Consider the following 16,608-nt stretch of genomic DNA (forward strand, 5'->3'; position numbering starts at 1 on the left):
AACATCCGCGGCGGCGACCGTCCGCACCTCGAGCTGCGGCACCCCCTGCCCCACCGGCAGCACCACCTGCACCGGACCGGAATCGGTCTCCGGATACACCGTCCGGAGCACCTCGTGCCGCGCCACCACGTCGGCCACCGCCGCCCGCAACGCATCCACATCCAGTGCACCGGACAAACGGATCGCCAACGGAATGTTGTACGCCGCCGACTCACCGTCGAACCGGTTCAGGAACCACATCCGCTGCTGCGCCAGCGACAACGGCGCCGCATCCTGGACTTCACCCGAATCGGTCACCCGCGTCGGCCGCGGCTGCGGCACCAGCGGCGCCCGGCCGCCCGAACCCGCATGCTGCTCCACCCGGACAGCCAGACCGGCGACGGTGGGAGCCTCGAACACCGCGCGCACCGGCACCGTCGTATCCAGCACCTTGCTCAGCCGGGCCGCAACCTGGGTGGCGACCAGCGAGTTACCACCCAGCGCGAAGAAGTCGTCATCCGCGCCGACCCGGTCGGCACTCAGGACCTCACCGAAAATCCCCGCCACGATCTCTTCGATCGGTGTCGACGGCGCGCGGAACACGGTTGCCTCGAAAACAGGCTCCGGCAGAGCTTTACGATCCAGCTTGCCGTTGACATTCAACGGCAGAGCATCGAGTTCGACGAATGCCGCCGGAACCATGTAGGACGGCAATTGCCGGCCCAGCTCCGCCTGAATCCGAGCGAAATCCACACCGATGCCGGCGTCACCGGCAACAGCAGCACCGGAATCCTCGGCCGGACGCGCACCCGTGGCGGGCACGAGGTACCCGACCAGACGGTCACCGGTCCGCGGATCCGACTTCGCCACCACCGCGGCCTGACCGACCTCGGGCAAGGCCAGCAAAGCCGCTTCGATCTCACCCAGCTCGATCCGGAAACCACGAATCTTCACCTGGAAATCGGTACGACCCCGATACTCCAGCTCACCGGCACCGTTCCAAGCAACCAGGTCACCCGTACGATACATCCGCTCACCCGCAACGAACGGATCCGCCACAAACCGATCCGCACTCAGATCGGCCCGGCCGAAATACCCGTGCGCCAACTGCACACCAGCCAGATACAACTCACCCGACACACCATCGGGCACCGGCTGCAGACGCGCATCGAGCACATACACCCGCGAATTCCATTGCGGCGCACCGATAGGAACGGATACCACATCCGCGGCCGTGGCCCGATGGGTGGTGATCGACACCGCCGCCTCGGTCGGACCGTAGAGGTTGAACAACCCGATACCCGGGTGATCGGCGAGCAACCGCTGCGCCGTCGCCGCGGGCAATGCCTCGCCGATGGCCAGCACCCGCCGCAGCGAGGCAGGAAGACCCTCGTCGTCGCTCAGCAGGGCGTCCAGCATCGACGGCACCACCGTCAACGTGGTGACCGCCTCGCGACCCATCACGCTGTTGAGATAGGCGGGATCCCGATGCCCCTCCGCCGAGGCGATGACCATCCGGCCACCACAGACGGCGGCGGTCCAGAACTCCCACACCGACAGATCGAACGTCGCCGCCGTCTTCAGCAGAATCGCATCCGAAGCATCCAACGCGAATTCGGTAGTGATGTAACGCAACTGGTTCACGATCGCCGAGTGCGGGACTGCCACACCCTTCGGCCGGCCCGTCGAACCGGACGTGAAGATCACATACGCAGTATTCGACGCCCGCAGCGGCATGCTGCGCTCGGCTTCGGAAACCGGTGCGGAGTCGAAGCCGCTCAGGTCGAGATCGTCGAGCACCACCACCGGTGCGCTCTCGGTAGCAAACCCGGTCTCGGCATTCGTCAGCACACACACCGGCGCCGCGGTCTCGAGAATGTAGCCGCTACGCTCCGCGGCCTGATCCGGATCGATCGGCACATACACACCACCGGCCACAGACACCGCATACATCGCGACAACCAGATCCACCGACCGCCGCAACGCCAACCCGACCCGAACCTCCGGACCGACACCCTCCGCAATCAGGAACCGGGCCAAACCATTGACCCGCGCACCCAACTCCGCATAAGACACCCGGGATCCATCAGCAGCCACCAACGCCACATCATCCGGCCCGGCGGCCACAGTGGCATCCAGCAGCGACACCAACGTCTGCGCCGAATCCAACTCACGAGCAGTCGAATTCCGCTCGGCCAGCGCGGCACGCTCGGCCGGAGCCAGGATATCCAGCTCACCGACCACGGTCTCCGGCGCCGCGACGATCTCCCCGAGCAACCGCACGAACCGGTCCGCGACCACCTCGACAGTCGCCCGATCGAACAGCGCGGTGGCGTAAGTCAGGATGCCACTCAGACCTGTCGGCGCACCCGAGGAGTCGTAGCTGTCACCGACGATCAGATGCAGGTCGAACTGGGAGATCCCGGTATCGACCTCCACACCCGACACCGTCAACCCCGGCAACTCCAGGCCGACCTGCGCCAGGTTCTGGAACGAGAACCCGACCTGGAACAGCGGGTGCCGCGCGGTAGAACGAACCGGGTTCAGCACCTCTACGAGCCGCTCGAACGGCACATCCGCATGCGCGAACGCCGCGATATCCACTTCCCGCTGTCGCGCCAGCAGATCGGTGAACGACTCCCCGCGATCGAGCTGGGTCCGGAACACCAGCGTGTTCACGAACATACCGATCAGATCGTCCAGAACCTGCTCACCACGGCCCGCGATCGGCGTACCGACAGTGATGTCGTCACTACCCGACAACCGGGCCAGCAACACCGAGAACGCCGTGTGCACCGCCATGAACAACGTGGCACCCTGCTGCTGCGCCAATCGCTGCAGCCCGGCATGGATCTCCGCATCGATCCGGACCTCGACCCGGCTACCGGCGAACGACTGCATTGCCGGGCGCGGCCGATCGGCCGGCAGATCCAGCTGATCCGGGATCCCGGCCAGCGCCGACTCCCAGTAGGCGATCTGCTTCGCCGCCAGCGAAGCCGGATCGCTCTCATCGCCGAGCAGCTCCCGCTGCCACAGCGCGTAGTCGGCGTACTGCACCGGCAACGGCGCCCAGCCCGGCGCCTCACCGGCGGTCCGCGCGGAGTACGCGATCATCACATCGCGGGTCAGCGGCACCGCCGAGGAACCGTCACCGGAAATGTGATGCACCACCATCGCCAGCACGTATTCGTCTGCCGCGCCGTCGATTTCGAACAGTGCCACCCGCAGCGGCACATCGGCCGTCACATCGAAACCGGCCGACGCCAGCTCCGACACGGCCGCAAGGACATCCGCCTCCGGCACCGTGCGCAGCTCGAGCTCCGGAACCGTCTGCCCCGCCGGCAGCACGACCTGCACCGGGCCGGACTCGGTCTCCGGGTACACCGTCCGCAGCACCTCGTGCCGCGCGACGACGTCGGCGACCGCCGCCCGCAGCGCGCCGAGATCGAGCGCACCCGAGAGGCGGATCGCGAACGGCAGGTTGTAGGCGGCCGAATCGCCGTCGAACCGGTTCAGGAACCACATCCGGCGCTGCGCCGATGACAGCGGCACCCGCTCCGGCCGCGGACCGGCCACCAGCGCCTTACGCGCGCCCGACCCGGCCTGCTCTTGGATGCGCGCGGCCAGCGCGGCCACCGTCGACGCCTCGAAGAGCGCCCGCACCGGCACCTGCGTGTCCAGTGCCTGGCCCACGCGCGCCGAAACCTGGGTCGCGATCAGCGAGTTACCACCCAGCGCGAAGAAATCGTCATCCGCACCCACTCGGCTCACACCGAGCACATCGGCGAACACCCCGGCCACGATCTGCTCGATCGGAGTGGACGGCTCGCGGAATTCCCGCGACTCGAACACCGGCTCCGGCAGGGCTTTACGATCCAGCTTCCCGGAGGCGTTGAGCGGGAACTCGGCCAGCACCACGAACGCCGACGGCACCATGTAAACCGGCAACCGTTGCCCGAGATGGGCACGCAGGTCGTCGGTGTCCAGGATCGCGTCGCGCACCGGCACCACGTAGCCCACGAGCCGGTCGCCCATGGCCGGATCCGACTTGGCCACCACCACCGCACGCGCCACCGCATCGTGCTCGGTCAGCGCCGTCTCGATCTCGCCCAGTTCGATGCGCTGACCACGCACCTTCACCTGGAAATCGGACCGGCCCACGTACACCAGTTCGCCATCGGCCGTCCAGCGCACGACGTCACCGGTGCGGTACATGCGGTCACCCGTACCGAACGGGTCCGCGACGAACCGATCCGCGCTCAGGTCCGGACGGTCCACATACCCGCGCGCCACCTGGGCGCCGGCCAGATACAGCTCACCCGCGACACCGGCCGGAACCGGCCGCATCCGCGAATCCAGCACGTACACCCGCGCATTCCACACGGGTCCACCGATCGGGACCGCGCCCGAGACGCCCTCGCGGACAGCGGCATGGGTGGCGTGCACGGCGAACTCGGTCGGGCCGTACAGGTTGTACAGCGCCACATCGGTCACCCGCCGTACCGCCGCGACGACATCGCCGGTGAACGCTTCACCCGCCACGAACAGCATCCGCAGCGATGACAGCGCACCCGGGTCGGCGGCAACGCTCTCCGCGAAGACCGACAGCATCGACGGCACGAACGAGGTCGCCGTCACGCCCTGTTCGGCGATCACCGACGCCAGATACTGCGGATCACGATGACCGTCCGGTTCGGCGACCACCATCCGCGCACCGACGGTCAACGGCGCGAACAACTCCCACAGCGAAACGTCGAAGGTCGCGGGTGTCTTGAACAACACCACATCATCCCGCGAGATCCCGTATTCGCCGGCGATCCAGCGGATCTGGTTGCAGATCGCCGCATGCGACACCGCCACACCCTTGGGCCGGCCCGTCGACCCGGACGTGAAGATCACATACGCCGTGTTCTCCGTCCGCAGCGGCGCCACCCGATCGGCGTCGGTGACAGTCGACGCGTCGTACTTGCTGACGTCGAGGACGTCCAGGACCAGTACCGGCACACCTGTCCCCTGGGGAACAGTCGCGGCATCGTCGACAGTGGTCAGCACACACACCGGTGCCGCGGCATCCAGAATGTAGCCGATCCGCTCGGCCGGATGCGCCGGATCCAGCGGCACATAGGCGCCGCCCGCGGCCATCACGGCATAGGTGCCGACCACGAAATCCAGTGACCGCGATACCAGCAGCCCGACCAGCGATTCCGGCCCCACACCCTGCGCGATCAGGCGCCGAGCCAGGCGGTTGACCCGCACATCCAGCTCCGCGTACGTGACCTCGACACCGTCGGCGACTACCGCCACCCGATCCGGGAACTCGGCGACCGCCCGGGTGAAACCGTCGAGCAGCAGCGTTTCCGGCACCGCGTGCCCGGTCGCGTTCCACTCGGTCAGGACCCGCGCCCGCTCGGCCGGCTCCAAGATTTCCAGATCCCCCACCGGGATCGACGGATCAGCGACGACCTCCCCCAGCAGTCGGGTGAACCGGTCGACGAACCCCTGCACGGTGGCGTGGTCGAACAGATCGGTCGCGTAGGTGAGGAACCCCGACACCCCCGCGGGGTCTCCGGCGGTGTCGTAGTTGTCTTCGATGAACGCGTGCAGATCGAACTGCGAGACCGCGGTGTCGATATCGAGACCGGACACCGTCAATCCCGGCAGCTCCAGCCGCGACCGGTCCATGTTCTGGAAGGCGAATCCCACCTGGAACAGCGGGTGCCGGGCCTGCGACCGGACCGGGTTGAGCACCTCGACGAGTCGCTCGAACGGCACATCGGCGTGCGCGAACGCACCGATGTCCACCTGCCGCTGGCGGGCCAGCAAATCGGTGAACGCCTCCCCGCGGTCCACCTGGGTCCGGAACACCAGGGTGTTCACGAACATGCCGACCAGATCGTCGAGCGCCCGCTCACCGCGACCCGCCACCGGCGTGCCGATCGTGATGTCGTCACTGCCCGACAAGCGCGACAGCAGCACCGCGAACGCCGTGTGCATCACCATGAACAGCGTGGCGCCCTGCTGCTGCGCCACCCGCTGCAGCCCGGCATGGGTCCGGGCGTCGACCCGCACCTCGACCCGGCCGCCCGCATACGACTGCACCGCCGGACGCGGCCGATCCGCCGGCAGATCCAGCTGATCCGGGATCCCGGCCAGCGCCGACTCCCAGTACCCGATCTGCTCGGCCGCCAACGACTCCGGATCGGATTCGTCGCCCAGCAGCGCCCGCTGCCACAACGCGTAGTCGGCATACTGCACCGGCAGCGCCACCCAGCCCGGCACCGTGCCCGCGGCCCGCGCCGCGTACGCGGTCATCAGATCCCGCGTCAACGGGCTCACCGACGAACCGTCCGCCGCGATATGGTGCACCACCATCGCCAGCACGAACTCCCCCGGCACGACGGTGGTATCCGCGGTGCCGGCCGGTCCGTCCACCTGGAACAGCGCCACCCGCAGCGGCACCTCGGCCGTCACATCGAAACCGGCCGGCGCCAGCCCCGACACCGCGGCGAACAGCTCGGCGGCGGCGACCGAACGCACCCGGAGGTCCGGGGTGGCGTCGCCGACGGGCAGCACCACCTGCACCGGACCCGACTCCGTCTCCGGGTACACCGTGCGCAGTACTTCGTGCCGGCCCACCAGATCGGCAACGGCCGCCCGCAGCGCGTCGAGATCGAGCGCACCCGACAACCGGATCGCCAGCGTGATGTTGTACGCCGCGGACTGCTGATCGAAGCGGTTCAGGAACCACATCCGCTGCTGCGCCGGCGACAACGGCGCCGCCTCGTAGACCTCTCCCGACTCCGTGACCCGGGTCGGGCGCGGCTGCGGCACCAGCGCCACCCGGCCACCGGATCCGGCCTGCTGTTCCACCCGCACGGCCAAACCGGCGACGGTGGGCGCCTCGAACAGCGCCCGCACCGGAACGGGGGCGTCCAGTGCGGCACCGAGCCGGGCCGCGACCTGGGTGGCGAGCAGCGAGTTACCACCGACGGCAAAGAAATCATCGTCCGCGCCGACCCGCCGCACCCCGAGGACCTCGGCGTAGATCCCCGCCACGATCTCTTCGATCAGGGTCGACGGCGCACGGAATTCACGGGTCTCGAATACCGGTTCGGGCAGCGCCCGGCGGTCCAGTTTGCCGGCCGGGGTCAGCGGGATCTCGTCGAGCACCATGATCGACGACGGCACCATGTACGACGGCAACCGCTGCCCGGCGAACTCACGCACCGCCGCCACGTCGACCGAACGACCCGGTGCCGCCACCACATACGACACCAGCGCGTCCGCGCCCGCGGCGTTCCGGTGCCCGGTCGTGACGGCGAAGTCCACCGTCTCGTGCGCGGTGAGCGCCGCGTCGATCTCCCCCAGCTCGATGCGGAAACCACGCACCTTCACCTGGAAATCGTTGCGGCCCACATACTCCACCACCGGGTCACCGGCCGGATCGCGACGCCAGCGCACCACGTCACCGGTTCGATAGAGCCGCGCCCCCGATTCACCGAACGGATCGGCAACGAAACGCCCGGCCGTCAAACCGGCCCGAGCGTGATAACCACGCGCCAGCTGGATACCACCGACATACAACTCACCGGCCACACCCTCGGGCACCGGCTGGAGCCGATCATCGAGCACCAGCGCCCGCATGCCCCGGACCGGACCACCGATGGTGACCGGGTCGCCCGGCAGCAACCGCTCACTGATGTTGGTGGCGATGGTCGCCTCGGTCGGGCCGTACGCATTGTGGAACCGCCGCTCGACCGCTCCCGCGGGCCGCCCGATCTCGGGTGTGGCCGACCATTTCGCGACCAGGTCCGCCGAGATGGCTTCACCACCGGCGATGATGACTTCCATACCCGCCAGGTCGGCGGGATCCAGCGACGCCAGCACCGACGGCGTGATCAAACCGACCGTCACACCCTCGCGGGCGATCAGCTCACCCAGCTCCGCCCCGCCATAGGTACCCGTCGGCACGACTACCAGCGCACCGGCGGAACCCACGGCCAGCAGCAGTTCCAGAATCGAGGCATCGAACGAGGGGGAGGCGAAAGCCAAGGCTTTCGATTGCGGAGTCAGCCGGTAGCGCTCGACCTGTTCGGCACTGAAGTTCGCCAAGCCGGCGTGACTGAGCACCACGCCCTTGGGCAGACCTGTGGAACCCGAGGTGTAGATGACATAGGCGGTATTCGCCGCGGTCAACGGCCGCACACGATCCACATCTGTCACCGGACCGGCCGCAAACCCATCGAGATCCAGCTCGTCGAGCACCAGCCAGTCCACCGAATCCGGCAGCCCCGCGACCTCCGAGGACACCGTAATACCCACCGGCGCACCGGAATCGGACAGCATATGCGCAATACGATCCGCCGGATACGTCGGATCGATCGGCAGGAACGCCGCACCCGACTTCGTCACCGCCCACTCGGCCAGCACCGAATCCGCCGACCGCGGCACCGCCACCGCCACCAGATCCTCGGCACCCAGACCACGCGCGATCAACACCCGCGCCAACCGGTTCGACCGCTCGTCGAACTCCCCATAGGAGAAGCGAACACCCTCGAACACCACCGCCGGCGCCGCCGGATCGACCGCCACCGCATCCGCCAGCAACTCCGGCAACGTCCGCGCCGGCACCGCCGGACCACCCGAACGGGACAGGATCTCCCGGCGTTCCCCCGGCTCGAGAAGTTCCAGATCGCCCAGCAGCACGTCCGGATCAGCGGCCACCACCGACAGCAGCCGCAGGAACCGATCGGTGAACAACGCCGCCGTCTCCGGATCGAACAGATCGCGGGCAAAGGACAGCTCGCCCAGCATCCCGGAATCCGCGCTCTCGCCCATACCCCGGAAATTGAGCGACAGGTCGAACTTCTCCAGCCCGGTCTCGAATTCGACCGGCGCCACCCACAGTTCCGGCAGTTCGAAATGCCGATCCGGCAGGTTCTCGAACGACAATGCCACCTGGAACAGCGGGTGCCGGGCCTGTGACCGGACCGGGTTCAACACCTCGACCAGCCGTTCGAACGGCACATCGGCGTGCGCGAAAGCTTGCAGATCCGCATTGCGCACCACGGCCAGCAGTTCGGCGAAACTCATATCGCCCCGGACCTGGGTCCGCAGCACCAGGGTGTTGACGAACATGCCGACCAGGTTTTCCAGCGCGGCATCACCGCGACCGGCGACCGGGGTGCCGACGGCGATATCGGATTCGCCCGTCAGCCGAGCCAGCAAGGCGGCCAGCACACTGTGCACCACCATGAACGGTGACGCATTGTGCCGGCGGCCGAGTTCCACCAGCCGGCGGCGCGTTTCCGGATCGATCACGAACGAATGGATGCCGCCGGCAAAGGACGACACCGCGGGCCGTGGACGGTCCGCCGGCAGCGCCAATTCGTCGGGGAGTCCGGCCAGTTCCTGCTTCCAGTACCGGATCTGACCGGAGATCAGCGATTCCGGATCGTCCTCCGAACCCAGGACCTCGCGCTGCCACAGGGCGTAATCCGCATACTGCACCGGAAGATTCGCCCAGGCCGGCGATTCCCAGCTGACGCGCGCCGCGTAGGCGACCATCACATCCCGCGCCAGCGGTCCCATCGACCAGCCGTCGGCGGAGATATGGTGCACCACCATGCCGAGGACGTACTCGTTGTCGCTGATCTCGAAGAGCCGGGCGTGCAGCGGCACTTCGCTGGTGACATCGAATGCCATGGTAGCCAGATCGATCAGATGATCGATGAGTTTGTCCTCGCGGATCCGGAACGGTGTCAGATCCGGAACCACCTGCGCCGCATCCAGAATCACCTGAACCGGCGTATGCCCGGTCTCCGGGAACACGGTGCGCAGGGATTCGTGCCGGTCGATCACATCGATGATCGCCACCTGCAGCGCGGCCACATCGAGTTCACCGGACATCCGGATGGCGACCGGGATATTGTTGACGGCCGATTCGGCGTCGTAGCGGTTGAGGAACCACATCCGCTGCTGGGCCAGCGACAGCGGGATATCGTCCTCCCGGCTCCGCGCCACCAGAGCCTGGCGGGCGCCTTCACCGGCATGGGATTCGATCCGCGCCGCCAGCGCGATCACGGTGGATGCTTCGAACAGGGTGCGCACGGGCACGCGGGTGTCCAGTGCGGCGCCGAGCCGGGCGGCGACCTGGGTGGCGATCAGCGAGTTGCCGCCGAGTTCGAAGAAATCGTCGTCGAGTCCGACCGGCTGCTCCCGCGGGAGCCCGAGGACCTCGGCGAAGGTCTCCGCCACGATCTCTTCCACCGGTGTGGTCGGCGCCTGGAACTCCCGGGCGATCACCTTCGGTGCGGGCAGGGCCCGTCGATCGAGTTTGCCGCTCGAGTTCAGCGGGAAGGCTTCGAGCACGACCGTTGCCGACGGCACCATATACGCGGGCAGCCGGCCGTACAGATGATTGCGGAGCTGGTTGGAATCGATCGTGGTTGCCGGCGCCGGCACCACATAAGCAACCAGGTGATCACCGGTGAGCCCGTCCGTGCGGACCACCGCGACGGCCTGTCCGACGGTCTCGAATTCCAGGAGCGCGGTCTCGATTTCGCCGAGTTCGATCCGCTGGCCACGGAACTTCACCTGGAAGTCGGCGCGGCCCAGGTACACCAGTTCACCGTCCGGCAGCCACCGGACCAGGTCGCCGGTGCGGTACATCCGGCCGCCGTCGCTGTCGAAGGGGTCGGCGACGAACCGGTCCGAGGTCAGATCCACCCGGCCCTGATAGCCCCGAGCCAGCTGGACGCCGGCCAGGTAGAGCTCACCGACCACCCCGATCGGCACCGGGCACAGCCGGGTGTCCAGCACGTAGACCCGGGAATTCCATTCCGGCACACCGATCGGCACCACCTCGGTGTCGGCCGCGGTGACCTCGTGATGCGTGATGGATACCGCGGCCTCGGTGGGGCCGTACACGTTGTACAGCCGCGCATCACTGACGGCGGCGAATGCGGTGACAGTTTCCGGCGGCAATGCCTCACCGATGACGAAAACCGCACGCAGCGAGGCCAAGTCGAGGGAATCGGCGTAGGCGGCGAAGACGCTGAGCATGGACGGTACGAAGTCGGTGAGCGTCACCTGGTACCGGTCGATCAGCTCCGACAGATACTGCGGGTCGCGGTGACCGTCCGGCCCGGCCAGCAACAGTTGCGCACCGGCCGCCAGCGGCAGGAAGTATCCCCAGAGCGAGACATCGAACGTGGTCGCCGTCTTCTGCAGGTAGATATCACCGGGACCCACCTGGTATTCGTCGCGCATCCAGGCCAGCTGGTTGGCGATCGCCCGATGGGACACCACGACGCCCTTGGGCCGCCCGGTGGACCCCGACGTGAAGATCACATAGGCCACCGCATCCGGCAGCACCGGACCGCGGCGCTCGGCATCGGTGATCGGGTCCGTGGCGTACCCGGAGAGGTCCAGGGTATCGATCCGCACCCGCGGCACCTGTCCGACGCTCATCTCATCGTCGGTGGTCAGGACACAGAGCGGCGCCGCGGTGTCCAGGATGTATTCGATCCGTTCGGCCGGATGATCCGGGTCCAGCGGCACATACGCGCCACCCGCCGCGCTCACGGCGTAGATACCTGCCAGCAGGTCGACCGATCGGCGCATCCCCAGCGCCACCAGCGTTTCCGGGCCCACCCCGCGCGAAATGAGATACCGGGCCAGCCGGTGCACCCGGCCGGCGAACTCGGCGTAGGTCAGACTCGTCTCCTCGGAGACGACGGCGACGGCATCCGGGGTACGCGAAACCTGTTCGAGGAACGGCGAAATCAGGGTCGCCGACCGGTCGGTCGGCATCTCGGTCGCGTTCCACTTCCGCAGAATCCGCGCGCGTTCGGCATCCTCGAACAAATCGATATCGCCGACCGCCGTATCCGGGTAGTTGACGACACTGTCCAGAATTCGCAGGAATCGCCGGTTGAACTCGTCGACGGTCGCGGCATCGAACAGATCGACGGCATAGGACGTGATCACCGAAATACCGAGCGCGGCACCGTCGCCGGACCGATCCTCGGTCACCGTCCACTGCAGATCGAATTTGGCGATATCGACCTCGAGCTCTTCGGCCGTTACCTGCAACCCCGGCAATTCGACGGTCGCATGCGCCATTTCCTGGAACGACAGCATCACCTGGAACAGCGGATGCCGCGCCTGCGACCGCGTCGGGTTCAGCACCTCGACCAGTTGCTCGAACGGCACATCCGAATGCGCGAACGCCGCCAGATCGGTTTCCCGGGTGTGCGCCAGGATCTCGGTGAACCGTTCACCGCCGTCCACCGCGGTGCGCAGCACCAGCGTGTTGACGAACATACCGATCAGATCGTCGAGCGACTGCTCGCCGCGACCCGCCACGGGGGTACCGACCGCGATATCGCCGGTCCCGGACAACCGGGCCAGCAATACCGCCAGGGACGCGTGCAGCACCATGAACAGGCTGACGCCCTGCGCGCGGGCCAGTTCGCCCAGCCGCTGATGCAACTCGGCGTCGATCCGGAACTCGACGCGGGCACCGCGGAAGCTCTGCTCCGGCGGGCGCACCCGATCGGCGGGCAATTCGAGCTGGTCGGGCAGCCCGGCCAGGGCACTGCGCCAATACCCGATCTGCTGAGCCGCCATCGAGGCGGGATCGGATTCGACGCCGAGCAGTTCCCGCTGCCAGACCGTGTAATCCAGGTACTGCACCGGCAGCGGCGCCCACGTGGGCTCCGCATCCTGGGACCGGGCGATATAAGCCGCCGCCATATCCCGGGCCAGCGGACCGAAGGAGAAGCCGTCCACCGAGATGTGGTGCACCACGAAGGCGACCGCGTACTCGGCGGTTCCGTTCGACCGGCCCCCATGCACCTCGAAGATCCGGACCCGGATCGGCAATTCTTGGCTCACATCGAAACCGATGGAGGCGAACGCGGTCAGGACGCCGGGCAGGTCGGCGGCTTCGATCGGCTCGACCGTTACCCCGAGATCGGCTTCCTCCATGGGCAGTACCCGCTGGTAGCCGCCGTCATGGGACTCGGGGAACACCGTACGCAGCGACTGCTGCCGCTCCAGCACATCGGTGAGCGCCGCCCGCAGAGCGGCCAGATCGACCTCGCCGTGCATCCGGATCACGAACGGCAGGTTGTAGATCGGCGCGGTCGGGTCGAACTGGTTGATGAACCACATCCGCTGCTGCGCCGGCGACAGCGGCACCCGTTCGGGCAGCGCCCGGGCCACCAGCGGCGGCCGGGACTCGCTCGACGCGGAATTATCGATACGCGCCGCCAGACCGGCCACGGTCGGCGTTTCGAACAGCGCCCGTACTCCGACGCGGACCCCGAATGCCGCGCTGATCCGCGCGACGACCTGGGTCGCGACCAGCGAGTTGCCGCCCAGATCGAAGAAGTTGTCGTCGGCACCGACCAGCTCCTGGCCCAGGATATCGGCGAAGATCGCGGCCACGATCTGCTCGGCCTGGGTCCGCGGTGCACGGAAACCGGCGGCGCCGGCGCTGAACACGGGTTCCGGTAGCGCCCTGCGATCCAGTTTGCCGCTGGTGTTGAGCGGGAGTGCGTCCAGAACCACGATCGCGGCCGGGACCATATAGGACGGCAGCTTCTCCCCGAGGAACCGGCTGAGCTCGACCGGTTCCACGGTCTGCCCGGGAGCGGGTACTACATAGGCGGCCAGCTGCTGACCGGTGGCGGTGTCGACCACCAGGACCACGGCCTGACTCACCGCCGGATGGGCGAGCAGATCGGTTTCGATCTCGCCGAGTTCGATGCGCTGACCGCGGAACTTCACCTGGAAGTCGGTCCGGCCGATGTACTCGAGCACCCCGTCGGCACGCCAGCGCACGAGGTCGCCGGTGCGGTACATCCGATCCCCGGGCGCACCGGACGGATCGGCGACGAAACGGTCGGCGCTCAGGTCCGGGCGGCCCCGATAACCGCGAGCCAGCTGGCGGCCCGACAGATACAGCTCACCCGGCGCGCCGATGGCCGCCGGGCGCAGGCGGGCGTCGAGTACCTGGACCCCGACATTCCACTCCGGCACACCGATCGGCACCGAGACGGTATCCGCGGTGGTGGCCTCCCAATAGGTCACCGACACCGCGGCTTCGGTGGGGCCGTACAGGTTGTGCAGTCCGGCGCCGGAGATCGCCTTCGTCGCCGCGACCGTTTCCGCCGGCAGTGCCTCGCCGATCACGAATATCGCACGCAACGACGCGATCTGCTCGGCGTCGGCGTAGGCGGCGAACACCGTCAGCATGGAAGGCACGAAATCGGTGGCGGTCACCCCGTGCCGGGCGATGGTCTCGGCGACATAGACGGGGTCACGGTGGCCGTCCGGAGTCGCGACGATCAGGGTGGCACCCGACATCAGCGGCAGGAAGTAGCCCCACAGCGAGACGTCGAAGGTGGTGGCGGTCTTCTGCAGATAGACGTCGTCCGCGGTGAACCCGTAGGTTTCCAGCATCCACAGCTGCTGGTTGACGATGGCGTGATGGCTCACCACGACGCCCTTGGGGCGGCCGGTGGAACCCGAGGTGTAGATGACGTATGCGGTGTTGTCCGGCCGCAGCGGGGCGAGCCGGTCGGCATCGGTGATCGGCGCGTCGGAGTATCCGGCGGTGTCCAGGGTGTCGACGGCGATCGCCCGGACCGATTCGGGCAGGTCGCCCGCGTCCGCGGTGACCGTCAGCACGCAGACCGGTGCCGCGCTCTCCAGGATGTAGTCGGTGCGTTCGGCCGGATGGTCCGGGTCGATCGGCACATAGGCACCGCCCGCGCGCAGCACCGCGTGCATCGCCACGACCAGGTCGAGTGACCGGCGCATACCGAGGGCCACCAGCGATTCCGGACCCACACCGTCGGCGATCAGATACCGGGCCAGCCGATTGACCCGCGCGCCGAATTCGGCGTAGGACAGACCTGTCCCCTCGTATTCGACCGCGAGATTGCCCGGGGTACGGGCGATCTGGGCGTCCAGCAGCGCGGGCAACGTGGTGTCCGGGACTTCGTGCGCCGCGTCGTTCCAGGTCTCGAGGGTCGCGGTGCGTTCGGCGGCGGTGGTGATCGCGAGCTGCCAGACCGGCTCGGCAGCGTCGGCGGCCAGGAACCGGTCGAAGAATTCGAGGAACCGGGTGTGGTGCCGGATGGCCTCTTCGTCGGTGTAGAGGTTGGGGTTGGTCTCGAAGTCGATATGGCTGCGGGTGCCGCCGACCGACTGATAGAAGTTGACGCCCAGGTCCTCGATACTGCCGGTGGACAGCACATGCAGGCTGCCGACGCTCTCGCCGAGCCGCAGTTCGTCCTGGAACAGCATGATGTTGACCCACGGTCCGAAGAATTCCGTGGTCACCACGCCGCCACCGGCGGCGTCGCGGCGGATGTCCTCGTGCCGGTAACGCTGATGCCGCAGCGCCCCGGAAACCTCCAGCTGAACCTGGTGACGCAGATCGGCGATCGTGGTTTCGGCGCCGACGTGCAGCCGCAGCGGGACGATATTCGACGAAACACCGCCGGAACGACGCATGAGCGCGGTGGTGCGCGCGGTGACCGGCAGACTGAGGATGACATCCTCGGCACCGTTCCATTGGGCGAGGTAGGCGGCGAACGCGGCGATCAGTTCCTGCGCGGGCGAGGATTCGTAGCGCCGCACCGCATCCTCGAGCGAAGCGTTCAGCTCGTCGGTGAGCGGCCCGGCCACGACCCCGTTACGGGCGGCCGGGGCGGCCGAACGCCCGGCCAGGCTGGTGCCCTCCTCGAGTCCCGCGACCCGTTCCGCCCAGTGCGCTTTATCGGTGTGGAAGCGGGTGCTGTCGCGGTAGGCGATCTCCTGCTCGTACAAGGTGCGCAGCTGCGCCGCCTTGGACGGAGTGGGTTCCACGCCCGCCCGGTACGCCGTGTACAGCTCGGCGATCCGGTTCATCATGTTCATCGCGCCGTAGCCGTCGACGACGATGTGGTGGGCCCGCACATACCAGTACCAGTGGTTCTCACCCAGGCGCAGGGCGGCGGCGCGTATCAGGCGATCGGCGGTCAGATCCAGGGGACGGCCGTATTCGGCACGCATCCATTCCCCGGCGGCGGCGGCGGGATCGGCGGCATCCCGCAGGTCCACGTAGCGGACTTCGTCCTCGATGCTGTGATCGATGAACTGCAGCGGTTCCCCGTCGCGTTCGACGATGCGCAACAGGCCCGAACCCAGCTCGTGGGAAGCGTCCAAACTGGCCCGGGTCAGAGTGTCGACGTCGAGCTCACCGCGCAGTTCGACGTACTGGGCGATATTGACTGGCACCTGTGGGTCGACATGCTGCGCGTACCAGATACCCAGCTGTGCAGGCGACAGGGGGAACAAGTCCCCGTCGGCGGTTGCCGAACCACTGTTCGTACCGTTTCCGCCGTTGTCCAGCCGGTCCAACCGTAACCTCGCTTCCGGAGCGCACACGTGCGCTTCCCGTCACCACCTGGACGCGACGCGCACCGCCGGTAGCACGACGTCCGCTGTTCCAGGCCCACTTCTCGTTCGATCAGGCAGAAATGTCCATCGGAAGTATCCGTTTATCGGGCCGAAGATGTTACATCGGACGCCCGGTACCACTCGGCACGTACGGTGCCGAAGGACACCGTG

1 protein-coding gene (cut by a window edge) is annotated in these 16,608 nt (G+C 67.6%); it reads right to left on the minus strand.

Features of this window, described 5'->3' with window-relative positions; all coding sequences use genetic code 11:
• Positions 1-16,398: the beginning of a non-ribosomal peptide synthase/polyketide synthase gene (locus ACIA75_RS00310; RefSeq protein ID WP_397098277.1), read on the minus strand. The gene continues 46,896 nt to the left of window position 1, outside the view; only the first 16,398 of its 63,294 coding nucleotides appear in the window; the start codon lies at positions 16,396-16,398; the stop codon falls past the left edge of the window.
• Positions 16,399-16,608: the final 210 nt, after the last annotated feature.

Origin of the sequence: Nocardia sp. NPDC051750, from assembly GCF_044453135.1 — a bacterium.
Taxonomy (GTDB): domain Bacteria; phylum Actinomycetota; class Actinomycetes; order Mycobacteriales; family Mycobacteriaceae; genus Nocardia.